The organism is Massiliimicrobium timonense (genome assembly GCF_002160865.1).
Classification (GTDB): Bacteria; Bacillota_I; Bacilli_A; order Erysipelotrichales; family Coprobacillaceae; genus Allocoprobacillus.
In genome coordinates this window covers 1-25,008 of record NZ_NFLJ01000012.1, presented here as the reverse complement: position 1 = coordinate 25,008, position 25,008 = coordinate 1, and the positions used below count along the sequence as shown (strand labels likewise).

General features: G+C 31.3%; 24 protein-coding genes. 12 read left to right on the top strand and 12 right to left on the bottom strand.

Features of this window, described 5'->3' with window-relative positions:
- Positions 1–14: 14 nt before the first annotated feature.
- Entirely contained in the window at positions 15–560 is a 546-nt protein-coding gene (locus tag B5E75_RS05295; RefSeq protein WP_087357745.1) for a DJ-1 family glyoxalase III, read from the bottom strand.
- A 108-nt stretch (positions 561–668) separates the two neighbouring features.
- Between B5E75_RS05295 and B5E75_RS05290 the strand changes: the two genes are divergently transcribed.
- Positions 669–1,838, top strand: a complete 1,170-nt coding sequence (locus tag B5E75_RS05290) for an AI-2E family transporter (RefSeq protein WP_087357744.1) — start codon at positions 669–671, stop codon at positions 1,836–1,838.
- Between the two features lie 24 nt (positions 1,839–1,862).
- Here B5E75_RS05290 and B5E75_RS05285 read toward each other — a convergent pair whose 3' ends face one another.
- Entirely contained in the window at positions 1,863–2,597 is a 735-nt protein-coding gene (locus B5E75_RS05285; RefSeq protein ID WP_087357743.1) for a nitroreductase family protein, read from the bottom strand.
- Positions 2,598–2,692: 95 nt separating this feature from the next.
- Between B5E75_RS05285 and pepT the strand changes: the two genes are divergently transcribed.
- The 3 genes from pepT (at position 2,693) to B5E75_RS05270 (ending at position 6,432) form a co-directional block, all read left to right on the top strand.
- Positions 2,693–3,916 carry a peptidase T gene (pepT, locus tag B5E75_RS05280; protein WP_087357742.1) on the top strand — a complete coding sequence of 408 codons (1,224 nt, stop codon included), beginning with the start codon at positions 2,693–2,695 and terminating at the stop codon, positions 3,914–3,916.
- Positions 3,917–5,287 carry an aminopeptidase gene (locus B5E75_RS05275; RefSeq protein WP_087357741.1) on the top strand — a complete coding sequence of 457 codons (1,371 nt, stop codon included), beginning with the start codon at positions 3,917–3,919 and terminating at the stop codon, positions 5,285–5,287.
- Positions 5,288–5,370: 83 nt separating this feature from the next.
- Positions 5,371–6,432, top strand: coding sequence for a hypothetical protein (locus B5E75_RS05270; protein ID WP_087357740.1), 1,062 nt, complete (start codon positions 5,371–5,373; stop codon positions 6,430–6,432).
- Between the two features lie 30 nt (positions 6,433–6,462).
- Here B5E75_RS05270 and B5E75_RS05265 read toward each other — a convergent pair whose 3' ends face one another.
- The 6 genes from B5E75_RS05265 to B5E75_RS05240 all read right to left on the bottom strand — a co-directional run bounded on the left by B5E75_RS05265 (position 6,463) and on the right by B5E75_RS05240 (position 13,187).
- Positions 6,463–7,428, bottom strand: a complete 966-nt coding sequence (locus B5E75_RS05265) for an ABC transporter ATP-binding protein (protein ID WP_087244505.1) — start codon at positions 7,426–7,428, stop codon at positions 6,463–6,465.
- Positions 7,428–8,429 carry an ABC transporter ATP-binding protein gene (locus B5E75_RS05260; RefSeq protein ID WP_164483491.1) on the bottom strand — a complete coding sequence of 334 codons (1,002 nt, stop codon included), beginning with the start codon at positions 8,427–8,429 and terminating at the stop codon, positions 7,428–7,430. The genes B5E75_RS05265 and B5E75_RS05260 overlap by 1 nt, the downstream gene beginning before the upstream one ends.
- 6 nt (positions 8,430–8,435) lie before the next feature.
- Entirely contained in the window at positions 8,436–9,425 is a 990-nt protein-coding gene (locus B5E75_RS05255; protein WP_087357739.1) for an ABC transporter permease, read from the bottom strand.
- Positions 9,426–9,431: 6 nt separating this feature from the next.
- Positions 9,432–10,376: an ABC transporter permease gene (locus B5E75_RS05250; protein WP_087357738.1), complete on the bottom strand. Its 945-nt coding sequence runs from the start codon at positions 10,374–10,376 to the stop codon at positions 9,432–9,434.
- 108 nt (positions 10,377–10,484) lie between these two features.
- Positions 10,485–12,155: a peptide ABC transporter substrate-binding protein gene (locus tag B5E75_RS05245; protein WP_087357737.1), complete on the bottom strand. Its 1,671-nt coding sequence runs from the start codon at positions 12,153–12,155 to the stop codon at positions 10,485–10,487.
- A 225-nt stretch (positions 12,156–12,380) separates the two neighbouring features.
- Entirely contained in the window at positions 12,381–13,187 is an 807-nt protein-coding gene (locus B5E75_RS05240) for a mechanosensitive ion channel family protein (protein WP_087357736.1), read from the bottom strand.
- Positions 13,188–13,337: 150 nt separating this feature from the next.
- On the opposite strand from B5E75_RS05240, the gene B5E75_RS05235 reads away from it, so the two are divergent.
- The 3 genes from B5E75_RS05235 (at position 13,338) to B5E75_RS05225 (ending at position 17,005) form a co-directional block, all read left to right on the top strand.
- A complete protein-coding gene (locus B5E75_RS05235; protein ID WP_087357735.1) occupies positions 13,338–14,207 on the top strand; it encodes a DegV family protein in 870 nt (289 codons plus the stop codon).
- Between the two features lie 240 nt (positions 14,208–14,447).
- Complete coding sequence (gene rnjA / locus B5E75_RS05230; RefSeq protein ID WP_087357734.1) at positions 14,448–16,193, top strand: ribonuclease J1; 1,746 nt, start codon at positions 14,448–14,450, stop codon at positions 16,191–16,193.
- Positions 16,190–17,005 (top strand): metallophosphoesterase, encoded by an 816-nt coding sequence (locus B5E75_RS05225; RefSeq protein WP_087357733.1) that lies wholly within the window; start codon positions 16,190–16,192, stop codon positions 17,003–17,005. Before rnjA ends, B5E75_RS05225 begins: the two co-directional genes overlap by 4 nt.
- Here the strand turns inward: B5E75_RS05225 and B5E75_RS05220 are convergent.
- The 3 genes from B5E75_RS05220 to B5E75_RS05210 all read right to left on the bottom strand — a co-directional run bounded on the left by B5E75_RS05220 (position 17,002) and on the right by B5E75_RS05210 (position 19,079).
- A complete protein-coding gene (locus B5E75_RS05220; RefSeq protein ID WP_087357732.1) occupies positions 17,002–17,835 on the bottom strand; it encodes a MurR/RpiR family transcriptional regulator in 834 nt (277 codons plus the stop codon). The genes B5E75_RS05225 and B5E75_RS05220 overlap by 4 nt on opposite strands.
- A complete protein-coding gene (locus B5E75_RS05215) occupies positions 17,832–18,593 on the bottom strand; it encodes a metallophosphoesterase (RefSeq protein WP_087357731.1) in 762 nt (253 codons plus the stop codon). The genes B5E75_RS05220 and B5E75_RS05215 overlap by 4 nt, the downstream gene beginning before the upstream one ends.
- Positions 18,594–18,710: 117 nt before the next feature.
- The gene (locus tag B5E75_RS05210) at positions 18,711–19,079 is read right to left on the bottom strand and encodes a DUF11 domain-containing protein (protein WP_087357730.1); all 369 of its coding nucleotides are present in this window, start codon (positions 19,077–19,079) and stop codon (positions 18,711–18,713) included.
- Positions 19,080–19,215: 136 nt separating this feature from the next.
- Here B5E75_RS05210 and B5E75_RS05205 point away from each other — a divergent pair, with 136 nt between their 5' ends.
- Together B5E75_RS05205 and B5E75_RS05200 are read left to right on the top strand one after the other, a co-directional pair.
- Positions 19,216–19,848 (top strand): PTS sugar transporter subunit IIB, encoded by a 633-nt coding sequence (locus tag B5E75_RS05205; protein WP_087357729.1) that lies wholly within the window; start codon positions 19,216–19,218, stop codon positions 19,846–19,848.
- A gap of 174 nt (positions 19,849–20,022) precedes the next feature.
- Positions 20,023–21,621, top strand: a complete 1,599-nt coding sequence (locus B5E75_RS05200; RefSeq protein ID WP_241146627.1) for an aryl-sulfate sulfotransferase — start codon at positions 20,023–20,025, stop codon at positions 21,619–21,621.
- Positions 21,622–21,625: 4 nt separating this feature from the next.
- Here B5E75_RS05200 and hflX read toward each other — a convergent pair whose 3' ends face one another.
- Positions 21,626–22,846, bottom strand: a complete 1,221-nt coding sequence (hflX, locus tag B5E75_RS05195; protein WP_087357727.1) for a GTPase HflX — start codon at positions 22,844–22,846, stop codon at positions 21,626–21,628.
- A 31-nt stretch (positions 22,847–22,877) separates the two neighbouring features.
- Between hflX and B5E75_RS05190 the strand changes: the two genes are divergently transcribed.
- From B5E75_RS05190 to rbr, 3 genes are read left to right on the top strand one after another with little or no spacing between them, the layout of a single operon-like run.
- Entirely contained in the window at positions 22,878–23,795 is a 918-nt protein-coding gene (locus tag B5E75_RS05190; protein WP_087357726.1) for a nucleoside recognition domain-containing protein, read from the top strand.
- Positions 23,796–23,844: 49 nt separating this feature from the next.
- The gene (locus B5E75_RS05185) at positions 23,845–24,249 is read left to right on the top strand and encodes a Fur family transcriptional regulator (protein ID WP_087357725.1); all 405 of its coding nucleotides are present in this window, start codon (positions 23,845–23,847) and stop codon (positions 24,247–24,249) included.
- 16 nt (positions 24,250–24,265) lie between these two features.
- Positions 24,266–24,853 (top strand): rubrerythrin, encoded by a 588-nt coding sequence (gene rbr, locus B5E75_RS05180; protein ID WP_087357724.1) that lies wholly within the window; start codon positions 24,266–24,268, stop codon positions 24,851–24,853.
- The last annotated feature ends 155 nt before the right edge of the window (positions 24,854–25,008 follow it).

Genomic DNA, 25,008 nt, shown 5'->3' with positions numbered 1-25,008 from the left:
AGAGAAGTCGTTTTTTATTTCACTAAATAATGATACTGCATACCTTCACGAATATCTTTTGAAGGTTGACCAAGTTTTTCTAAAATAGTATAAGCAAATTCTAAAGCAGCAGCTGGTCCACGTCCAGTAATGATATTCTGATCACAACATACTAATACATCCTGATAAATCCCTGAAGGGATTTCTTTTTCAAATCCTGGATAACATGTAAATTTTTTTCCTGCAACAACATCTGCTTTTTCTAATGAAATAGGTCCTGCACAAATGGCAGCAATCCATTTCTTTTGTTGATTAAATGTCTTCAAAATATCAATAACTCTTTCATCATCACAAAGTGAAGTCGCTCCCGGTAATCCTCCTGGCAACACAACCATATCAGCTTCATAAACACTTTCATCAAACATTTGATCAACTTTTATCTCAATACCATGAGAACTTGTCACTGACAAAGCATCCATTCCTATCATTTGACATGTAATATTTGCACGTCTTAAAACATCTACAACACTTAATGCTTCTAATTCTTCAAAACCATCTTTTAATAAAACTACAACTTTCATTTAACTGCCTCCTTCTTTATTATTTTATCACATTTTTTTAAATAAACAATGAACTACACTTTTATATGTAATTATGTTATGATTATAACCATAAAAGAAGGTGAATCTATGATTGACAAAACCCATATTGTCAAAAAGAATAAAACAATTTTTTATTTAACGTATGCTATTATATTAGCATTTATTGTGTTTAACTATGAAACAGTATTTTCTATGCTAAGTGATATATTATCTCTTGCAACACCATTTTATATTGCGATAATCATAGCATTTGTTTTAAATATCCCTATGCGTAATATCGAACATTTGTATGGTAAGAAAATAAAACGTCATGGTTTAAAAAGAGGTTTAAGTATTGCGACAACATTATTATTAGCTATTATCTTAATTATTCTCTTTTCTTCATTTATTATCCCTAGACTTGGTGAAAGTATTGCTTTAATTATCACAAATATCTTTAATTATGCTGATCGTTTAGTGACAATGATTAATGATGCATTAGCCCATTTTAATATTAATTACGCTATTAACTATGATTCTATTCAAGAAGCACTGACAAATCTTGATTTGAATCATCTTCTTTCACAAAGTGGAAATCTGTTAGGAAATGCCGGTATTAATATTATTTTCCAGTCTATTGGCATTTTTGGTGTTTTTATTAATACAATTACATCTTTTATTATGGCGATTTATTTACTCGCCAATAAAGAAGCACATCTTAGACAATTAAAGAAAATTGTTACTTTTCTCTTTGGCTATCATCGTTCCTTAGTCATCTTTGATATTGGAGCAGAAGCTAATCATTACTTTAATGGTTTTGTTTCTGGACAATTATTAGAAAGCTGCATTTTAATGTTTTTAATGTATGTTGGTTTTAAAATAACAGGACTTCCTTTTCCAGAATTAATTGCTTTTATTATTGGACTTGCTAGTTTAATTCCAATGTTTGGAGGATATTTTGGTTTTGCGGTTGGCTTTATCCTTGTCTTAGCTATCAATTCTACTCAAGCAATCATCTTTACAATCTGTTTTGTGATTATTCAACAGTTTGAAGCTAATATCATTTATCCTCGTGTTGTCGGTGGAGCCGTTGGTATTTCTGGATTATATGTCTTACTTTCATTAGTTATTTTTGGAAATCTCTTTGGTTTCTTTGGACTATTGATAGCTGTACCAAGCATGGCTTTAATTTATGCTGTTGGAAGTCGTGTTGTTAATATTTCTTTATATCGTAACCATATTGAAATTACGGATAAAACGATTAAAAAATTTGATTAAAAAGCAGACAAAATTGTCTGTTTTTTATTTTGTCCATGATTCAATGATTTTTCGAACAGAACGATTCATTTCTTGATGATATTGAGCAAAAAACTTTCTTTTTGCAAAAGCTTGAATATAGCTTTGTAATTGTTGTTCACTTCTTCCACTTTGTTTGATAAACATTTGTTTTGTTTCATCCATACTTTTATGATGATAAGTATTGACACTCACCATATCATTGATATCAAAACGTGGTGGTTTTTGACGATTTTGTTGTTGTGGTGTTGGTTTTCCAAAAACAACAAGTGTCGCAGGTACAGCATATTTTGGTAAATCAAAAAGTTCTTGATGAATTTCAAAGTTTTCCAATATATCCCCAATATAACAAGAACCAATACCTAATGACCATGCTCCCATAACAGCGTTTTGAGCTGCAATCATCGCATCTTCTAGAGCTAATATCATATCAGCTTCTTCAAGTTTAAAGTCTTCATCATGATAGGCACAATACATATCATACCATTTTTGATAATCTGCTAAAAACAATAAAACAAGTGGTGCCTGACTGATAAAAGGCTGATGATCACAGGTATTAGCTAGTTGATCTTTAAGTTGTTGATCTTGAACATCAATAATTGAATAGAGTGCCATATTTCCAGCTGTTGGAGCTTGAATAGCTGATTGTAAAATCATATTCTTTTCTTCTAAAGTTATCTTTTCATCACGATAAGCACGAACAGATTTTCTTTCTATAAGTTCTTTGATAATCTGGTTCATTTTTTCTTCCTCCTACATCCATTTAATTATATCATAATCATGGATTATTTAAACAAATGCATGTATAATAATAAAAAGAAAGCGAGGGACGATGAATGAATATAGAAGAAAGATTTTTGAAATATATTAGTTTTGATACACAATCTGATCCTCAATCAACAACAACACCTTCTTCTATGAAACAATTAGAATTAGGAAAGTATCTTGTTGAAGAAATGAAAAAGATTGGTATTGAAGATGCACGTTTAGATCAAAGTGGTATTGTTTATGGAACAATTCCAGCTCGTGGAGAGCATCATGGTCCAGTGATTGGATTTGTAGCTCATATGGATACATCACCAGATGCTTCTGGGCAAAATGTAAAGCCACAGGTCATCAGAGATTATCAGGGAGATACAATCTGTTTAAATCAGGAAAAAAACTTATATCTTGATCCTCATGAATTCCCTGAATTGTTGAATGTCATTCATCATGATTTAATCACAACGGATGGAACAACGCTACTTGGTGCAGATGATAAAGCAGGTGTTGCAATTATCATGAGTATGGCTGAATATTTATACCAGCATCCAGAATTCAACCATAGTGATATTAAAATTGCCTTTACGCCTGATGAAGAAGTGGGTAGAGGAACTGAAAATTTTGATATAGATGGTTTTAAAGCAGATTATGCCTATACAATTGATGGAGGTAATATTGCTGAAATTGAATATGAAAACTTTAATGCTTTTAGTGCCGTTGTTGAAATTACAGGAAAAAGTATTCATCCTGGCAGTGCCAAAAATGCGATGATTAATTCTATTCATATTGCTCAAGAATTTGATGCGATGTTACCTGTTCATGCTAGACCAGAATATACTGAAGGTTATGAAGGTTTTAATCATTTGCATGATATTCAAGGTAATTGTGAAAAAACAGTCATGGGGTATATCATTAGAAATCATGACCTTGCATTAGCGAAAAAACAATGTCAGGATTTTGAAAATATTGCTAGTTTTCTCAATCAAAAATATGGGTATGATATGATCAAAGTCACTATTCAACAAGACTATTTGAATATGCGTGAACATATTGAACAACACATGTATATTGTCGATAACGCTATGACAGCCATGAAGGAATGTGGTATTGAGCCTTATGCTGTTCCTATTCGTGGAGGAACTGATGGTGCTAATCTCACATATATGGGACTTCCTTGTCCAAATCTAGGAACTGGTGGATATAATTTTCATGGACCTTTTGAATATGTATCTATCACAATGATGAAAAAACAAGTAGAAGTATTATTAAAAATGATTGAAAGAAATGAGGTAATGTAAATGTACGCAAAAAATGCATGGAATAAATACGAAGATAATCAATATAAAGATGTTATGGATTTTAATGAAGGATATAAAACATTTTTATCTTCAAGTAAAACAGAAAGAGCTTGTGTCAAAGAATCTGTTGAATTAGCTCAAAAAGCTGGTTTTCAAGATATCCAAGATTTACAGAGCTTAAAAGCTGGTGATAAATTTTATGTTGTTAATAAAGATAAAAATTTGGCTTTATTTATTATGGGTGAAAAACCTTTAACTGATGGAATGAGAATTTTAGGTGCTCATATTGATTCACCACGCTTAGATTTAAAACAAAATCCTCTTTATGAAAGTGACGGATTTGCTTTATTAGATACTCATTATTATGGTGGGGTTAAAAAATATCAATGGGTGACTATTCCTTTATCTTTATATGGTGTTGTCATTAAAAAAGATGGAACAAAGGTTGATGTTGTGATTGGTGAAGATGATAATGATCCAGTTGTGGGTATCACAGATTTATTGATTCACTTATCTGCTGATCAATTACAAAAAACTGCTGCTAAAGTCATTGAAGGTGAAAACTTAGATGTAACATTAGGAAGCATTCCTTTAAAAGATACTGAAAAAGATGCTGTGAAAGCGAATGTTTTAAGACTTCTTAAAGAAAAATATGATATTGAAGAAGAAGATTTCTTAAGTGCTGAAATAGAAGTTGTTCCTAGTGGAAAAGCCAGAGATTATGGATTAGATAGAAGTATGGTGATGGGATATGGTCATGATGACCGTGTATGTGCCTATACATCATTAAAAGCAATTCTAGATATTCAAGATATTCCTCAATATACATCTTGTTGTATTTTGGTAGATAAAGAAGAAATCGGTAGTGTTGGGGCAACTGGTGCGCAATCTTTATTCTTTGAAAACACAATTGCACAAATCTTACATTTATGTGGTGATGATACTTTCTTGTCTGTGAGAAAAGCATTAGCAAATTCTATGATGTTATCAAGTGATGTCAGTGCTGGTTTTGATCCACTTTATAAGGAAGTGAATGACCCTAAAAATGCTGCTTATTTAGGAAATGGTATTGTTTTCAATAAATATACAGGTGCTCGTGGTAAGAGTGGTAGCAATGATGCTAATCCTGAATACTTTGCTAAAATAAGAAATGTTATGGATCAAAACGGTATTCATTTCCAAACTGCTGAACTTGGTAAAGTTGATCAAGGTGGTGGAGGTACTATTGCCTACATCTTAGGAAATTATGATATGAATGTTATTGATGCAGGAATTGCTGTTTTAAACATGCATGCTCCTCATGAAATTGTATCAAAAGTCGATGTTTATGAAGCTTACTTAGCTTATACACAATTCTTACTTCAATTATAAAAGCTCATCATGAGCTTTTTTTCTTTCATAGACAAGTGATTATCTCTTTGATATAATAAGCCCATTAAGGAGGTTACACAACCATGAAATTTATGATTATGAACTATAAACCATACGAATATGAATTATTACAAACCAAACTTAATAAACTTGGTCAACAGGGTTACATAACTCAAGAACTATCATTCGTTACAATCTTTAATAAAGTTGATTATCCTGTTTATTATCATATAGATTTTCACAAAACTATAGGTTCTACAAAAATAGAACGCCAAAAAGATAAAGATGCTTTTGCTAGAAAATATCAACAAAAAGGATATCAACCTATTTATGCAAAACATCATATGTTTGTTTTTGTTTCTAAAAAACAAAAAGACCTTCCTTTTTCTTGGGAAGATAAAAAAGATATAGCAACTGGTTCATTTAAAATTCTTTCATTTATTGGATTTTTTATATCTCTCGTTGCTTTAACCTTATTTTCTCAGTATTTATATAATGCCAGTTTTGATAAGTTTATGAGTTATGGAATTACACTCGCCTATATTGGTATTCTTCTCCTTTTTATAACTTCTATTTTTAGAAATTACTTTAGTTTTCATCAAATGAGTACGATGCATCATCAACTCAAAAATGGAGCACCTCGCTTTTCTTTAAAAACATTCAAATCAATGAGAATCGTTTATTTCTTTTTATCATTACTAACAATTATTCTTATCTTTGGTGGATTAATTGAAGATGTATTCAATCAAAAATCATTTCATCAACAAGATCATCAACTCATTCAATTAAGTGATTTTCAAATTGATAAGGAAACATCCTTCTCAAGTCAAAGTTATTCAAGTTTTACCATCCCACATACATATATTTCATTAGAAGAAGCAAAAGATGGGAAAGAAGCTCTTTATGTCAAAGAATTTAAATTTTCATCTCCAGAAAAAGCCAAACAAAGATTTACTGAAATAAAAGGTTTACCAAGTTTATATGCTGGAAATCATGCTGTTATTGATGGATCATTATTATATGGGTATTATGATGATGAAATTGTTTCATTAACACTTTTACATAATCAGTCTGTTACAATCATTATCCCTTCATTTCCATTAACAGAAGAAAATATCCAAATCATTTCACAATTTTATGCATAAAAAAAGTTTATGAATTTTCATAAACTTTTTTTATCTTTTCACAGGATGATGACAAGCCACAAAATGTCCTGGTTTTGCTTCAACAAGTTCTGGTTTTGTTGTTCTACATTCTTCAGTAGCATAACGACATCTACCAGCAAATGGACATCCAGCTGGTAAGTCAATTGGACTTGGAACATCTCCTTCAAGAATAATACGTTTTTTCTCTTTTTCTAAGTTTGGATCAGGAATTGGTACAGCTGATAATAAAGCTTCTGAATATGGGTGTAAAGAGTGAGAATAAACTTCTTCACTAGAACCTAATTCAACCAAATGTCCTAAATACATAACTGCAATACGATCAGAAATATATTTTACAATATCCAAATCATGAGCAATAAATAAATATGTTAATCCTAATTTCTTTTGTAAATCAATTAATAAGTTAATAACCTGTGATTGGATAGAAACGTCCAAAGCAGAGATTGGTTCATCACATACTAAGAATTCTGGTTCAATAGCCAGTGCTCTTGCAATACCAATACGTTGACGTTGACCACCTGAGAACTCATGAGGGAAACGGTTTGCATGTTCTTTATTTAAACCAACAAGTTCAAGTAATTCATGAACTCTTTGTTTTCTTTTTTCAGGTGTGTACATTCCATGAATTTCCATACCTTCAGCAATAATTGATTCAACTGTCATACGTGGATTCAATGACGCATATGGATCTTGGAAAATCATCTGTGCATGTTTTGCATATGCTAAACGATTTTTTGCATTATTAATATGAACTTCTTTTCCATTATAAACAATCTTACCTTTTGTAGGTTCATAAATTCCCATAACAACACGACCTAATGTTGATTTACCACAACCAGATTCACCAACTAAACCTAAAGTTTCCCCTTTTTTAATTTCAAGACTTACACCATTAACAGCCTTTAAAATTCCTCCACTGACTCTAAAATGTTTAGAAACATTATCAATTTTTAATAAAATATTTTCATCAGCCATTATGATTTTCCTCCTTGAGATGATGGACAATCTTTATGCAATAACCAGCAAGAAGCTTCATGACCATCATTTAATTTGAAAATAGGTGGTTGTTTCTTTTGACAAATCTTCATACATTTTTCACAACGTGATGCAAAAGCACAACCTTTTGGTGGATCTAATAAATCAGGTGGTGTTCCTGGAATTGAAGATAATTTATCAGATTTATTTGTATCGTGTTTAGGTAAACTGTTTAATAATGCACTTGTATATGGATGAGATGGATTATAGAAAATATCATTTGCAGTTCCCGTTTCAACAACTTTTCCTGCATACATAACTGCAATTTTATCTGCTAAAGAAGCAACAACTCCTAAGTCATGAGTAATTAAAACAATTGCTGTTCCTGTTTTCTTTCTAATATCATCCAATAAATCAATAATCTGTGCTTGAATTGTTACATCTAATGCTGTTGTTGGTTCATCAGCAATCAATAATTTTGGATTACATGATAGAGCCATTGCAATCATTGCACGTTGACGCATCCCACCAGAGAATTGATGAGGATATTGATTAGCTCTTTCTTCAGCATTGGGAATTTGTACTAATTTCAACATTTCAATAGCTTTCTTTTGTGCTTCTTCTTTAGATAAATGTTGATGATGAACAATTGCTTCAACAATTTGTTTACCAACTTTCATTGTTGGATTTAAACATGTCATAGGATCTTGGAAAATCATACTCACTTCTTTTCCACGAATCTTTTGCATGTCTTCTTCTGGTGTATTAATAATATCAATATCACCTAAAGTTAAAGTTCCATATTTGATACGTGCAGGAGGCATAGGATTTAATTTCATGATTGTTTGAGCAGTTACACTCTTACCACAACCAGATTCACCAACAACTGCAAGAACTTGTCCTTCATCCACAGAATAAGAAACACCTCTTACAGCCTGTACTTCTCCAGCATATGTGTCGAATGAAACATATAAATCTTTGATGTCTAATACTTTTGCCATTATCCGTTACCTCCTTAATTTAGGATCAAAAGCATCTCTAAGCTTATCACCCAATAAGTTAAAGCTTAACATTGTAATACTAATGAAAATAGCAGGAATAATCAATTCAATAGGATATTGTTGGAAATATTGAATTCCATCATTTGCTAAAGTTCCCCATGAAGCTTCAGGTAAAGGTACCCCTAAACCTAAGAAAGACAAGAATGCTTCAGTAAAAATAGCATTAGGGATTGCTAATGTTAAGTTAACAATAATGATAGATAAAATATTTGGAATTAAATGCTTTCTAATAATACGTGCAGAAGAAGCCCCCATACTCTTAGCAGAAACAACAAACTCCTGTTCCTTTAAACGCATAACTTCACCACGTACCAGCCTGGCGGTTCCTACCCAACCAACAAGCGAGTAAGCAACGATAATTGTAAATACCCCACCAGTCATAATAACCATTAATAAAATAACGATTAATAAGTATGGAATACCATTAATAATTTCGGCAATACGCATTAAAATATTATCAACCATACCACCAAAATATCCAGCAATACCACCATAAATAACACCAATAATAACATTGATAATAACGGCAGCAAATGCAATAAATAATGAAATACGTGCTCCACGCCAAATTCTGGCAAACATATCTCTACCTAAATAATCAGTTCCAAAGAGATGGAAGTGACCATCACCAGAGAAAAACATACCTACATGTTTATGAAGATCATCTGTCATATCAAATTTGTATGGGTAAACAGCTGGAATAATAATCGCTAAAACAACCATTACAGCTAAAATAGCTAAAAATGTAATCGCCACTTTATCCTTTTTAATTCTTGAAAATGCGTCTTTCCAGAAACTAATGCTTGGACGTGTGATAGATTGCATTTTCTCACTATCTTGTCCAACCCATTCAAAATCTGCTGCATCAACATGACAATCTGGAGATAATGCTTCTTCTGGAACGAATTCTTGTTTTAATATTTCTTTCTTTTTCATTCTACACTACTCCTTTTCACTTGCTAAATTGATACGAGGATCAATAACACCATATAATAAATCGACAATTAATACAGCAATAATTAAGAATGCACCATAGAACAATGTTGTTCCAGCAATTAACGTATAATCATTTTCTTTAATAGCCAATACGAAGAATTTCCCCATACCAGGAATATTAAAGATATTTTCAACAACAAATCCTCCTGTTAATACAGCAGCCGCAATTGGACCTAAAACCGTAATAACTGGCATAATTGCATTTCTTAAAGCATGTTTCCATAAAATCTGACGTTCTGACAATCCTTTTGCTTTCGCTGTTTTGATATAATCAGAACTTAAAACATCCAGCATACTTGTACGCATTAAACGTGAAACTGTTGCTAGTGAACTGAAACTCAATGCCAAAGCAGGTAAAATAATCTGATTCAAATTACCCCATCCTGTAATCGCAAAAATCTGGGTTCCCAGCAGCTGATTCAACTTTAATGCTATAAAATATTGAAGTAACGCTGCAACAATAAAACTAGGAATTGAAACTCCAATAACAGATAAAGTCATAGCAATAGTATCAGCAGCTTTTCCTCGACGAATAGCTGCAATTGCCCCTAGAGCCACTCCTGCAATAACTGCAAAAATTAATGAGAACATCCCTAACTGGAATGAAACTGGGAATGTATCTAAGATAATATCCATAACAGGTCTATTATATTTAATAGATACACCTAAATCGCCTATACAAGCATTTTTAACATACATAATAAATTGCTCTACCAAAGGTTTATCTAACCCATAAAACTCACGTAAAGCCTGTTTTGTACTCTCACTCATTGCTTTACCCGTATTAAATGGATCACCCGGTAACATATGCATCATTACAAATGTCAATGCTAGAAGGACAAAAATAGTGATTAGAGCATATATAAGTCTTTTTAATACATACTTTTTCATAAATTCACACCTTTCTAGACATTTTTCTCTACATTAAAATAAAGAAAGGCTATATAGACAATATTATATAGCCCATCTTTTTTCAAAAAATATCAGTATTACATTTGACTATTCTTCAACATACGCATAGTTTAAATTGATGTCTTGGAATGCAGTTCTAATAACACCTTTTAATCTATCGCTTGTTACATAACTTGTTTGTCTATCATAAATGAATCCAATTGGACATTCTTCAGCTAAGATTTCTTCAGCTTCTTTTAATTTAGCATAATATGCTTCTTTATCAGCAATTTGAGAAGCTTCTTTGATAATCTTATCATATTCAGCATTAGACCATTTACCATGATTATTACCATTTCCAGTTACCCACATATCAAGATAAGTCATTGGGTCATTGTAATCTGGTGACCATCCAGCGAATACGATTTCGAAATCACCTTGATCCATTGCATCTAATCTTGCATTGTAAGTGACTTGTCTAATATTTAGAGTCACACCTAAATGTTCTTTTAATTGTGCTTGAAGGAATTCTGCTTGTTGTTTTGCAGCACTTGAATCATCACAAAGTAATTCTGGTGAGAATTCTGCAAGTGTTAATCCTTCTTCTTTTAATCCTTCTTCTAATAATGCTTTTGCTTCACTGTAATCATTATTAGTGATATGTTTGAAAAGATCACCACAGTATTCAGTAAATTCACCTTGAGCTACTGCTGGTGGTGTGAATGTAGTTGCTACTTTGGAATCATTTTTTACAATTGTATCAATCATTGCTTGAGCATCTACACCTAAAGTTAAAGCTTTACGAACTTTAGCATTGTTAAATGGATTGACTTTTGAATTGAATTCAAAATACCAAGCTCCACCATCATCAAATCCTTGAGCATTTTTAAATTGTTTAATATTATCACCAGTTAAACCAATCATGTCAATAGAACCATTATTAAATTCATTAATAGCAGTTGTTTCTTGACTGATCATTCTCATAGTGATTTTGTCTAATTTAATATTTTCAGCGTTCCAGTAATCTGGATTTTTTTCTAAGACAATACTGTCTTCATGAGCCCATGAAGTAATTGTAAATGGACCATTATATGCTAATTTATCAGCATCAGTACCATAGTTGTTGTTTCCACCAGCTGCGTCATAAGCCTTTTTATTTACTGGGAAGAATGATGGGAATGCCATCAATACAACAGCGTATTGGAATGGACCAGTAAATGTTACTTGGAATGTATATTTATCTACTGCTTTCCATCCAGCATGTTCTTCCATATATTTAGGAATATCTGCCTCAGCCATCTTGTAATCTGATTTTTCATCTTTTGGATCTACTTTTTCAGCAGTTGCATTGAAAATATCTTCAGCCCCTGCAATTTTAGTCATCCAAGTTGATGCATAAGGTGCACCAGTTCTTGCATTGAAATGTTGATTCCATGCAAATACGAAGTCTTCAGCAGTAACTTCTTCTCCGTTACTCCATTTTGCTCCTTTTCTTAAATGGAATGTATAAGTTTTTTGATCATCTGATACATCCCAGCTTTCTGCCATACCAGGTACAGCTTCATCATTGGCATCTAAGCTAACTAAACCTTCAACACAGTGACGTAAAACGTTCATTGATCCTGCAGATGTTGTTAAAATAGAATCCATTTCAGGTGGTTCTGCTCCTAAATTGATAGTAATCTCATTAGCACCAGCTGATCCACCACTACCACATCCAACTAACATAGCTAAGCATGTTACAGAAGCGGCAGCTTTTGCAAACCAATTCTTTTTCATTATTTAATTTCCCTCCTCCAAAATAACCAATCACGTCAGTTATTTTCTACTAATATATCACAACTTCTTTGATATGGGAATAGTTTTTTTTATTATTTTTTTCTTTTTTGTAATTATACGACCAATTCAATACGTTATTTCTGTTTTAAAGAAATATATGATATGTTTTTTTAATGATGTATACAATTATGTAAAAATTGTACGAAAGTTTATACAATTTTCATCTTATTTTATATCAGAATTTTGGATACGAACATCAATTTGTTGGGCTGGAATCTTGATATTTTGTTCTTTAAATATCTTTCTAATAGCAACCCATAAGTCATCATTCAAATCATAAAAATGATCATTTTCTGCCCATACCCATATTTGCATTGATACACTTCTTTCCTTATATTCACCAATTTTAATGACTGGTGCTGGTTCTTTTAAAGCATAGGGATGCTGTTGAATGACTTGCATAAGTGCTGCTTTAAATTGGGGAATATCATTATCTGGATGAAGTTCTACAGTCATTGTCACTCTACGTACATCTTCATGTGAATAATTGACGAAGCTAGATGATACTAAATCATTATTAGGAATCACTACCATCTTATTATCAAATGTCATGACAATCGTATATAAGAGCTGTATTTCTTGGACTGTTCCCACATATCCATCAATTTCAATAATATCCCCTTTGACAAAAGGCTTAGAAAACAAAATTGTGATACCAGAAGCAATTCCTTTTAAAGAATCTTGCAACCCTAAAGCGATTGCTGCTCCTGCTGTTGTTAAAACAGCGACTAACGATGTTGTAGGAACACCTAATTTAGCAATCACAGTAATAATGACAATAATCTTTAATCCAATGTTTAATATAGATATCACAAAGTTTTCAATAATTGCATCAATCTGACTTCTTTTCATCATTTTTGATAAAATACGTAAAATCATTTTCACTACATACCATCCCACAACAAAAAGAATAGCTGCTTCTAAAAAATTTATACCTGCATCTGCATATTTATGAATCAATTGTTCTACCATTTTTATTCCTCTTTTCTTTTTTCGTTATTTTATCATATTTTATTTGATATAGTTAAATTTTTTATGAATTTATAGCTTCAATTCACAAAAATTGTTGCATTATTTTTATATTGAGATAAAATGGTATTATTGTTATAAGGAGGTTATTTCATGAAAGTAGCAATCATGACCGACAGTAATAGTGGTATCACTCAAAGTGAAGCAAAAGAACTTGGAATCTTTGTTTTACCTATGCCTTTTACAATAGATGGTCAAGAATATAAAGAAGATATTAATCTCACACAAGATGAGTTTTATGATAAGTTAATGAATGGTGCTGAAGTCTTTACTTCACAACCTGCCACAGGAGAAGTCACAGCTTTCTTTGATCGTATTTTAAAAGATTATGATCAGATTGTGCATATTCCGATGTCAAGTGGATTAAGTGGTTCTTGTCAGACTGCTATGATGTTGGCAGATGATGAAGCCTATAAAGGAAAAGTTTTTGTTGTTGATTCTCAACGTATTTCTGTCACTCAAAAATGGGATGTATTAGATGCTATGACTTTGGCCAAACAAGGCAAAAGCGCTCAAGAAATTTATGATATTTTAATGGAAAACAAATTAAATGCTTCTATTTATATAACAGTGAATACACTAGAATACTTAAAAAAAGGAGGACGTATTACTCCTGCCGCTGCAACACTTGGAGGATTATTAAAAATCAAACCAATTTTAACAATTCAAGGTGAAAAACTAGACTCTTTCCAAAAGACACGTACAATGCAAAAAGCCGCTAAAATCATGATTGAAGCTTTACGTCATGACATCCAAGAACGTATTGACCCAACTCATGAAGATATGTCTGATGCACGTATTATGATTGCCTACACTTATGATAGAGATCAGGCTTTAGAATTCAAAAAAGAAGTCGAAGAAGCCTTCCCAAATCATGACATTATCTGTGATCCACTTTCTTTAAGTGTAGCCTGCCATATTGGTCCTCATTCTTTAGCCATTGCTGCATGTAAAAAGATTTAACCCAGCTACTCATCGAGTAGCTTTTTTGTTAAATTCTTGCATTTCACTTTATTTTCAGTTATGATACAGTATGTCAACATGATAAATCATAAATTTTTATTGTTAATCACAGATAAAAATCATATGCTTTAATGAAAAAATATATAAAAAATGGTATAATATAAATACATATCAATACTTTTATTTTATTGAAAAATCATGAAAAAGACATATATTATAATGAAAGAAAGGTGAAAGTGAATGGCGGATATGCCTCAAAAACGTTCTTATCAAAGAAGAACACCCTATAATAATAAAAACAGACAAATGAAAAATGAAACATTATCTTCTGATACAAAGGTATTTGCATTAGGAGGTTTAAATGAAGTTGGAAAAAATATGTATTGTATTGAACATCAGGATGAATTAGTCATTATTGATGCTGGTGTAAAATTTGCAGAAGATGGATTACCTGGTATCGATTATGTTATTCCTGATTATACATATTTAAAACGTAATCAGAAAAAAATCAAAGCTTTATTGATTACACATGGTCATGAAGATCATATTGGAGGAATTCCTTTCCTTTTACAGGTTGTTCATATTCCTTTTATCTATGCATCTCCTTTAGCTTGTGCAATGATTCGAAGAAAGCTTGAAGAAAAACGTTTAACTCAAGCAACAAAATTAATTCAAATTAATAATTTATCTCAAGTCAAAACAAAATATTTTAATATTGGTTTCTTTAAGACAAATCATTCTATTCCTGAATCATTAGGAATCGTTATTAATACACCTAATGGACGCATTGTTTCAACAGGTGACTTTAAATTCGATTTAACACCGGTTGGTGATCCAGCTGATTTCCAAGTGATGTCTTTTCTTGGCGAAACAGGTGTTACTTTATTGTTAAGTGATTCTACCAATGCTGAAGTACCTAACTTTTCGATTAGTGAAAAGCAAGTGGCTTATAGTGTACAGGAAGAATTTAGAAAAACTGAAGGTCGTTTAATCGTAGCGACATTTGCTTCTAACGTCCATCGTGTTCAACAGATTATTGATGCAGCTGTGAAATTCAATCGTAAGATTCTAGTATTTGGACGTTCTATGGAAAACAATATTCAAGTTTCTCGTAAACTTGGTTACATCAAATGTCCAGACCGTTTCTTTATCAAAAATGATGAAGCAAAGAATTTACCCGATAATGAAATTCTTATTTTATGTACCGGAAGTCAAGGAGAAGCACTGGCTGCATTAAGTCGAATTGCTAATGGAACACATCGTCAAGTATCTATTAAACCGGGTGATACTGTTGTCTTTTCATCTAACCCTATTCCCGGTAATGCAAGTAGTGTCAGCAAAGTTATCAATAAACTCTATCGTGCGGGTGCCAGAGTTTTAACAAACGAGGCTATTAATAACTTGCATACTTCTGGACATGCTTCACAGGAAGAACAGAAATTAATGTTGTTGTTGACACGTCCTAAGTATTTTTTCCCAGTGCATGGTGAATATCGTATGTTGAAGATTCATGCTAAATTATTTGAAGAAGTGGGACTGACAAAAGGTAATGCTTTTGTTTTATCAAATGGTGATTCTATCTTATTGCATAATGGAGAAGCTCGTTTAGGACCACGTATTCATGTTGATGATATTTATGTTGATGGTAATGATATTACCGGTTTATCAACTGCTGTATTAAGAGATCGTCAGATTTTAAGTGAAGATGGCATGGTATCTGTACTTATTTCAATGGATTCTCGTGCAGGATGTTTATTAAATAAACCTATTATTATGTCACGTGGTTTTGTTTATATGCAGGATAGTAAAGAAATGATTCGTGAAGCAGAGTTATTAGTGAGTCGTGAACTTTCTCATTTATTAAAGAGAAAGACAACTTTTGGTGAAATCAAGAATACAATCAGGGATACATTGGCTCCTTATTTTTATCAAAAAACAAAAAGAAATCCAATGATTATTCCTGTCATTATGAATAAAAAAGTATGAAAAAGCTCATCAGACGATTAATGATTTTATTAATCGTCTTTGGTTTATGTTTTCTGGGATATTATGTCTATGCTGTTTCACCTAAAGATTACGAATTTCATGAACAAAATTATATCAATTCACAAATTTCTTCACAACTCAATGGTTTAAAGATTGCCTTTTTATCCGATATCAATTTAACAAACCAAGAAAGCATAACTCGTTTTCAAGAAATTGTTAAAGAATTAAACAATTATCCTTTTGATATGGTTATTTTTGGTGGGGATTTATATGATGATCAGGTCTTTAAAACTGATGAAGTTTCACAAATTTTAAAAAGTATTCAATGTCAATATGGAAAACTTGCTATACTTGGTGAACGAGATGAAAAATCTTCATTAGAAGTCACACAAGTGCTTAACAATGGTGGTTTTGAAGTGCTCAATAATGAAACACGTCCATTATATTACAAAGATACATCACTTACACTTGTCGCCTATGACGATGAATACGACTTCTCAAAACTCAAAGAAACACAGGATAAACTGGTTGTTGGCATTTCACATCAACCTGATACTTTTATTCAAGCCAAAAACTATGTAGATTTACAACTCTCCGGTCATAGTTATGGTGGTTCTGTGTATTTCCCATATCTTGGCAGTATGTTCCCTATTGAAGGAGCAAAAACATATAATCATGGAACATATGAAGAAAAAAATGCTACATTAATTGTATCTAATGGAATCAGTGGTCCTTCATCATTCCCATATAAAGTTTTCTGTCCTAATCAAGTGCTTCTTGTTTCTTTCTACTCAAAAAGCAACGATGTTTAATCATCGTTGCTTTTCTCATTATTTTTCATTCCATATTTTAAATGATATAACGCTTCTAAAACTTCAAAAATATATGTTACAGAAAACTTTCCAATCAATGAATGATGATCATTACCCACTTTCAATATCATATCTACCTTATCACTATATGGAAACTCATCTAATTGTGTAATCGCAATAATATAAGCTTCTGTTTTCACCAATTCTCGCATTGTTTCAATATGATCTTTAAAGAATCCCCCAGCAATAGATGAAACAATAATCAAATCATAGTCTTTTAATGTTTTATAGATATTTTTTTGTTGTTCTAAAGGATACATAGCAACACAGTCTTTTCCTAAATAGGAAAGTTCAATCTGTAATTGCATAGATACAGACTGGGTAAAGAAATTACCTGCAAAACAGATATGTTTCGCTTCATGAATTTTATCAACAATATAGATTAAATCCTCATAACGTAGATTATCATAAGTATCCTGTAAATTATGAATCACGTTTTGAAAATGATTTTTAAAAATATCCTTACCTTCATCAATTGTTTCAGGTGCAGGTAACTGATGATCAAACAGTAATCTTTTCGCATCTTGATTAAAAAAATGCAAATTCATTGTGACATCTTTTTTAAAATCAGTAAATGATTCATAACTGAGTTTACGACAAAGTCTGGAAATCGTTGCGGTAGAAACATAGCACATTTTGGCGACATCTGTAATACTACTATCAGGTATCTTATAAATATTCTTTAAAATCGTTTTGGCAGCACCCCAGTACACATCATGAATACTGGTCATATTAATGAAATTGATGAGATTATAGAAAGCACTTCTCATTGAGGTTGCCCCTCATCATATTTTAAGACTGTGACTTCTCCAGTTGTCAGACATAAACAATTTAATTGTCCTTTATTACCAACAGCTAAGCCACCATCTATTGCAATCTTATTATGATAATCTGGATCATACCAAATATTAAAAGAATGATCTTCATTAATAAAACAACAAGGTGTATGCCCAAAGATATACGTATAATCCGGATTAGCTTCATTCAAATAGAAGTATTCACGAATCCAAGCTAAAATTTCTTCATCATTTTCTTCTAAAGGAATTTCCGGATCAACACCTGCATGTACTAAAACATAATGTTTTCCATTCAAATCTAATTCATAATAACTTGGTAATGAATCAATAAACGAAATCAATTCTTTAATAAACATACGTTTTAAATCAAAATATTCTTCATAGGGAATGTAATCTTTTTGTAAATATTCTCGAATACTATCAACTGTTTTATGTCCCCCATTTTGCTTCCATAAACGATAAGGATTAGAACGTTCAGAATCTAAATCATTATATTTCAAAGCTGCCAACATAGATTGACGCATCATGATTTCATGATTTCCTTTAATCATATGAATATTATCCATAGCCTTCACAAAATAATAAATATCAATACTATTAGGTCCACGATCCATAATATCCCCTAATATATAAAGTTCATCATTTTCTGTAAAACCAATACGTTCCAACAACAATTGAAGTAATACAAATTGTCCATGAAGATCTGATATAACAAATATTCTTTTTTCCATATATCATCACCCCATTACATTCTATCATAATTATATTTTTTTATAAACTAAACCCATCTTTATTTTAAAAAAATCTCTATTCAAAATAATTTCTATGTAAAATAGAGGCTTAAGCCTCTATTCAATAATACGCACTTGGAAAATAATTTCAACACTGGACATTGGTTCAATAGTTGAAATCACATAATAAAGTGTACGATTGTCAAGTGCTGGTGTTTGTGCTTGTCCATTGACAGTAAATGACTCATTGACATAAACAACATTTTCATCTAGTTCATCACTAAAGACCACTTGTGTTTCTTCCACTAATGATGTGTTTTGAATAAAAATAGTATACGTTAAAATTTCTCCTGTACACGCCTTTTCTTTATCCACTGTTTTGGTAATTTGAAGTGGTTTTTTAATAGCTGTTTCTACACCATTACTCACACTAATATGACAACCTGTATCCACTTGAGCAATATTATATACTCGACTACATTCCATATAGCACCCTCCTTTCTCTATAATTTATGTCACTTTTCAAAGTTGTTCTGTTTGTTTACAACGTTTCTTTTCAATTTCGGTAAAAACTAGCCATCTTCATCAAAATAGTATATGATAAAAGCAGTAGGTGATTAGCATGTTCAATGAATTCTATCTTTCTGTTTATAATCAACTTTTCTTTCGATGGATTCTCTCATATCAAAAACAATATCAAAAAGACTATATTCACTGTTTTGTTGAAACGGACAATGAAAAACATCAAATTATTTGTTTTGAATCTGTAAAAGTCAAAGGGAAAATCACAATCTGGTATAATCACATTATAGAAGAAGAAATTTCACGTTTAAGTGATGATAAACTCATTTTTTACTTACATTTTACAATGACAGATTTAGCCCAATGTACCCATTTATTTAAAGAATTTTATCAGACGATGGTTCAATATACTCAGCAAAAAGAATGGAAAATTGCATTATGTTGTACGGGTGGATTATCAACATCTGTTTTTATCGAAGAAATGCAACAAGTCTGTGAATTAGAAAACATTCATTTTCAGCTTGTATCCTTATCTTTAGATCAACTCTATAAACATTACCAAGATTATGATGCTTTATATCTGGCTCCCCAAATTGCTCATTTAGAGCCTGATATTTTAGCATTCACAAAACATCAGATTCCTGTTTATCGTATTGATGCTACACTCTTTGCGACAAAGAATTATCGTGCTATTATTCAAACAATTCAAAAAAATATCCAAGTTCAATCATAAAACTTGGATTTTTTTATTCTCCACAATTTCCATATTTTATCACAATCTTTTTCGTTATTATATCCTTATACTTTTAATAAGGAGGAGATACTATGAAAAAGATAATACCACTTATTTTTATATTTATTTTCTTATTAGGATACATCATTTTCTTTATTGTAAGGAGAGAATATGATGAATAGAAAAAAACTCATTATATGTACAATAATTCTTATTTGTATTCTTATCACATCCTTTTTTATTTATCAAAAATTAGATAATGTACAAACACACTCCAGTGAATTATTATCACATATTCAAGAAGTCTATACCCCAACCTATCAAAATCAAATCAAAGACAATATTAATGTGATGAAAAATAAGAATTATACACTCGATGATCCTTTAATATTAGAAAATCCTTTCCAAACAAATACAACCAGTCTATATGTTTATTTTTATACAAAAGAACCAGCCGTTATTTCCTATCAAGTTCATGTAGATGGATTAGAAGATTTTTCCCGTAAACTGTACGGTGATTATACAACTGAACATGAATATCAATTAATCGGTATTGTTCCAAATCGAAAAAACACATTAACGCTCACTGCTACAAATCAAGATGGTGACATTATTACCAGTTATCAATGGACTTATGATGCTCCTGCATTATTAAGTGGTCATGAAAATGCCTATGTTTCCATTGAAAAAGGAAACAGTACACAACAACTCAGCAATGGTCTTTATACAATACTGGGTAATGACACAAGTGAAAACGATGATGATATTGATTATATTTTCTTATATGATAATAATGGTGTCATTCGAAGTGAAATTCCTATCATTTCCTATCGTGCTCATCGTTTACTCTTTGATGATGATGCAATGTATTATAGTGTTTCATCTTCACTTTTAGCTGGAATGAACAGACTGGGACAAATCACACAGTTCTATGATACAGGGCATTATCGTTTACATCATGATTATATTAATGGTTCAAACAATGATTTTCTTGTTCTAGCAACACAAAGCAATACAGATACTGAAGAAGATAAAATCATCAGTATTGATAAAGAAACACATGAAATCAAAAAAGTTATTGATCTTGAAGAACTCTTTATCAACTATCGTCAGAATTTAGATTCATCACAAGATAAAGCTCTGGACTGGATGCATATTAATGCCCTGCAGCTGGTCGATAAAGACAGTTTAATCATCAGTTCAAGAGAAACATCAACAATCATTAAAATCAATTCTATTTATGATTCTCCCACTATAGACTATATGATTGGTTCTCCTCTTTTTTGGCAGGAAAGTGGCTATGATGAATTCCTTTTAACACAAATCGGTGATTTTTCTTTAAATGCGGGTCAACATTGTGTGACTTATCAACAAGATGACAAACTTGCTGATGGACAATATTATTTGTACTTCTACAACAATAATAACACGATTTCTACGACACGTGATTATGACTATAAAAATGATCCTTATTATTATGATACAGGAGAAGGGAATAAAGGTAAACAATCATACTACTATAAATATCTCATTGATGAAAATGAAAGAACATTTGAATTAGTTGAAAGTATTCCTGTCACTTATTCTGGTTATGTGAGTTCTGTACAGGAACATGAAAATCATAAAATTATTGATAGTGGCAGTGCTTTTGAAACAGTGGAATTAGACGATCAAAACAATATCATACAAACAATCAAAGGAACAGGTGATACTTGGTGGTACCGTGTCTTTAAATATACTTATAATCATTTCTGGTTTCAAGATGAAAACTGACGGATTAACCGTCAGTTTTTATAAAAGGAAGATAACGTGATTTATGAGCCTGATTCACATAGAAACTCACATCAATGCCGTTGTCTAAATATTCTAATTGAACAATCTCATATTGATATTCAATATTACTAAAAATATCTCCTTGTTCATAGGGAATATATACATGTATTAATTCATAATCTTTAAAGAGAGTATGAATAATCATATCTTCTAATTCGTTGAAATATAAGTTTTCTTTGACTGATATTCCGATACTGTTTTCTTGTTCAAAGATGGGTAATTGAGGAAGCAAATCTATTTTATTATACACATAAATCATAGGAATATGATGAGCACCAATATCTTTTAATACAGATAAGGTTGTTTCTATTTGATTATGATAATATGGTGAAGAAACATCAATGATATGTAAAAGTAAATCTGCTTCTTTGACTTCTTCTAATGTAGAACGAAAGGCCTGTACAAAAGAATGAGGCAATTGATGTATAAAACCTACTGTATCATTCATAATCAAATGATGTTTTTTAAAATAAATTCGTCTTGATGCTGTTTGAAGCGAAGCAAAAAGCATATCCTTAGCGTCTACTTTTTTCTTTGTAAAATGATTTAATAAAGACGATTTTCCACTATTAGTATAACCAACAAGGCAAACAACCTTTTCTTGATGATGTTTTCTTAACTGTCTTTGTGTTTGACGTTGTTTTTCAATAGCTTCCAATTCTTTTTTGGCTTGTGTCAATTGACGGTGAATACGGCGACGATCCAATTCAATCTGCTTTTCCCCAGCACCACGAAATCCCATTCCTCCCTGTTGTGAATAAAGGTTCTGTTTCATTCCTGCCAGTCTTGGTAAAGTATATTCCAGTCTTGCCATTTCTACCTGTAACTTGGCTTCTTTTGTTTTAGCTCTTAAAGCAAATATACGTAATATCAAATCACTGCGATCCGTCACTTCAACCTGCCAGATATCTGTTAGATTTTTCATTTGTAAAGGTGTTAATTCTTCATTGAAGATAACAATATCATCCGTTTCTAAAAGTTCCCCAATGTCCATGACTTTTCCTTTTCCAATATAATATTTAGGAGAAATCACTTCTAAATTTTGAATAACAACTGTCTTCACTTCTATATCACAAGCAAAAGCTAACTGTTCTAATTCCTGCATAGAAACCTCAAAATCATAAGTCATTTGAGGATATTTGACACCGACTAATATTCCTTTCATATGTATTCACCACTTTCAATAAGGAGTCTTTATGAAAAAAGCTAATTATTATTTTACACTTTGCCTTGTTCTTTTTACAACTCTTTTTTCTTTTTTTAATATGTTTCAAATTGTTAAAATATCTTCTCAAGTCATTCAAATAGTCCTCACCAATTTATTACCTTCTTTATTACCCTTTATGATTCTCATTTCTTTATGTTTATCCTTAGGAATCTTTCAACTCATCAGTTATTTTATCCAATTTCTCTTTTCTCCCCTCTTTCATCTAACACCTCATATGTCCTCTTTATATTTTATGTCATTTTTTTGTGGTTATCCAACCAACGCGAAAATGTTAAAGGAATCTTATGAACTAGGATATATCAATATTTCTCAACTTCAGCATCTTCTTTCCATTGCCTCTTTTTCATCATTAAGTTTTATCTTTGTTTCTTTAAAACTTCCTTTTTCTATCGCTTTGATGATTTATTTCAGTCATATTCTTCCTAGCATTTTCAAAGCACTTTTTTATCACCATGATTATCAATGGATGTCTTTTCAACAAAGTTTAACTCCCATTATTCATCCTCATATACGCTTTGTTGAGGCATTAAAAAAAAGCATCACGACTTCTTTAACTGCGTTTATTTTTATTTTAGGTTATATGCTTGTCTTTCAATTTGTTGGTTATAGTCTTCAAGCCATTATTCATGATCCATTTTTATTAAGTATTATCAAAGGATTTTTAGAGTTTAGTTCTGGTTCCATTCAACTTTTACAATATCAGCATTTTTTAGTTTATCCTTTTGTCAGTTTTTATTTATCTTTTTCGGGATTATCTGTTTTAATGCAAGTTGATAATATATTAGATGGTATTCCTTATTCATTTAAATCATATGTCTTATCAAGATTATTGCATGGTGTATGTTCATTTTTTATTTGTTTAGGTTTACAATATTTGACAATATAAAGATGTATGCTATAATAATAGTAACCATTATTAATAAGGGGTTGAGCGTATGTCTGAAACAAAATTAAGATATTCTAAACAAAGGGAAACAATTTATGATGTTTTAAAAAATGATTGTACCCATCCCTGTGTTGATGATATTTATACAAAAGTCAAACAATTACTTCCAGACATTAGTTTAGGAACAGTTTATCGTAATTTGAATTTACTGGCCGATCATCATAGAATTACACGCTTAGATATTGGTGATGGAGTGATTCGTTTTGATGCACGTATGGATTCACATTTTCATATGATTTGTAAACAATGTGGATCAATTCAAGATATTGTTTGTCAACCAGCAATACTTGAAGAACTTATTAATAAGGTCAATGAACAATCTGAACATGTTGTTGAGAGTGCACAAATTCTTTTTCATGGAACATGTTTACATTGTTTAAAACAAAAATCATAGGAAGGAGGGCATCATGATGCCTACATTAAAAGGAACAAAAACTGCTAACAACTTATTACATGCTTTTGCTGGAGAATCTCAAGCAAGAAATCGTTACACTTATTATTCTTCAATCGCTAAAAAAGAAGGATACGTACAAATTGCTAATATTTTTGAAGAAACAGCTAATCAAGAAAAAGAACATGCAAAAAGATTAATGAAACTATTAAATGCTGAATTAAAAGGTGAAGCTTTACATGTTGAAGGTGATTTCCCAATCATGCTTGGAACAACTGCTGAATGTTTAAAAGCTGCTGCTGCTGGAGAAAATGAAGAATGGACTGATATGTATCCAGAATTTGCAAAAATTGCTGATGAAGAAGGTTTCCCTGAAATTGCTAATGTTTGTAGAAGCATTGCTGTTGCTGAAAAAATGCATGAAGCAAGATATTTAAAATTATTAGAAAATCTTGAAAATGGTACAGTTTTCAAAAAAGATGAAATTGTGATGTGGAAATGTAATAACTGTGGATTTATTTTTGAAGGAAAAGAAGCACCTGAAAGATGTCCTGCATGTGATCATCCACAAGCTCATTTTGAAGCATATACTTTCTTTAAAGGATAATATTGAAACCCAATGATGCATTGCATGATTGGGTTTTTAAATTAATAAAATCTCTCAAAAAATGAGAGATTTATTTATATTAGAACAAATCATTTTGGTGTTTTAAGAAATCTTTCAATTCTTCATCTGTTGCTAAAACATAATGTGTATCCGTA

What these genes read in the sequence shown, in the direction of transcription:
- B5E75_RS05295 (WP_087357745.1), bottom strand. Translation starts at nt 560, where the DNA reads ATGAAAGTTGTAGTTTTATTAAAAGATGGTTTTGAAGAATTAGAAGCA.
- B5E75_RS05290 (WP_087357744.1), top strand. Translation starts at nt 669, where the DNA reads ATGATTGACAAAACCCATATTGTCAAAAAGAATAAAACAATTTTTTAT.
- B5E75_RS05285 (WP_087357743.1), bottom strand. Translation starts at nt 2,597, where the DNA reads ATGAACCAGATTATCAAAGAACTTATAGAAAGAAAATCTGTTCGTGCT.
- pepT (WP_087357742.1), top strand. Translation starts at nt 2,693, where the DNA reads ATGAATATAGAAGAAAGATTTTTGAAATATATTAGTTTTGATACACAA.
- B5E75_RS05275 (WP_087357741.1), top strand. Translation starts at nt 3,917, where the DNA reads ATGTACGCAAAAAATGCATGGAATAAATACGAAGATAATCAATATAAA.
- B5E75_RS05270 (WP_087357740.1), top strand. Translation starts at nt 5,371, where the DNA reads ATGAAATTTATGATTATGAACTATAAACCATACGAATATGAATTATTA.
- B5E75_RS05265 (WP_087244505.1), bottom strand. Translation starts at nt 7,428, where the DNA reads ATGGCTGATGAAAATATTTTATTAAAAATTGATAATGTTTCTAAACAT.
- B5E75_RS05260 (WP_164483491.1), bottom strand. Translation starts at nt 8,429, where the DNA reads ATGGCAAAAGTATTAGACATCAAAGATTTATATGTTTCATTCGACACA.
- B5E75_RS05255 (WP_087357739.1), bottom strand. Translation starts at nt 9,425, where the DNA reads ATGAAAAAGAAAGAAATATTAAAACAAGAATTCGTTCCAGAAGAAGCA.
- B5E75_RS05250 (WP_087357738.1), bottom strand. Translation starts at nt 10,376, where the DNA reads ATGAAAAAGTATGTATTAAAAAGACTTATATATGCTCTAATCACTATT.
- B5E75_RS05245 (WP_087357737.1), bottom strand. Translation starts at nt 12,155, where the DNA reads ATGAAAAAGAATTGGTTTGCAAAAGCTGCCGCTTCTGTAACATGCTTA.
- B5E75_RS05240 (WP_087357736.1), bottom strand. Translation starts at nt 13,187, where the DNA reads ATGGTAGAACAATTGATTCATAAATATGCAGATGCAGGTATAAATTTT.
- B5E75_RS05235 (WP_087357735.1), top strand. Translation starts at nt 13,338, where the DNA reads ATGAAAGTAGCAATCATGACCGACAGTAATAGTGGTATCACTCAAAGT.
- rnjA (WP_087357734.1), top strand. Translation starts at nt 14,448, where the DNA reads ATGGCGGATATGCCTCAAAAACGTTCTTATCAAAGAAGAACACCCTAT.
- B5E75_RS05225 (WP_087357733.1), top strand. Translation starts at nt 16,190, where the DNA reads ATGAAAAAGCTCATCAGACGATTAATGATTTTATTAATCGTCTTTGGT.
- B5E75_RS05220 (WP_087357732.1), bottom strand. Translation starts at nt 17,835, where the DNA reads ATGAGAAGTGCTTTCTATAATCTCATCAATTTCATTAATATGACCAGT.
- B5E75_RS05215 (WP_087357731.1), bottom strand. Translation starts at nt 18,593, where the DNA reads ATGGAAAAAAGAATATTTGTTATATCAGATCTTCATGGACAATTTGTA.
- B5E75_RS05210 (WP_087357730.1), bottom strand. Translation starts at nt 19,079, where the DNA reads ATGGAATGTAGTCGAGTATATAATATTGCTCAAGTGGATACAGGTTGT.
- B5E75_RS05205 (WP_087357729.1), top strand. Translation starts at nt 19,216, where the DNA reads ATGTTCAATGAATTCTATCTTTCTGTTTATAATCAACTTTTCTTTCGA.
- B5E75_RS05200 (WP_241146627.1), top strand. Translation starts at nt 20,023, where the DNA reads ATGAATAGAAAAAAACTCATTATATGTACAATAATTCTTATTTGTATT.
- hflX (WP_087357727.1), bottom strand. Translation starts at nt 22,846, where the DNA reads ATGAAAGGAATATTAGTCGGTGTCAAATATCCTCAAATGACTTATGAT.
- B5E75_RS05190 (WP_087357726.1), top strand. Translation starts at nt 22,878, where the DNA reads ATGAAAAAAGCTAATTATTATTTTACACTTTGCCTTGTTCTTTTTACA.
- B5E75_RS05185 (WP_087357725.1), top strand. Translation starts at nt 23,845, where the DNA reads ATGTCTGAAACAAAATTAAGATATTCTAAACAAAGGGAAACAATTTAT.
- rbr (WP_087357724.1), top strand. Translation starts at nt 24,266, where the DNA reads ATGCCTACATTAAAAGGAACAAAAACTGCTAACAACTTATTACATGCT.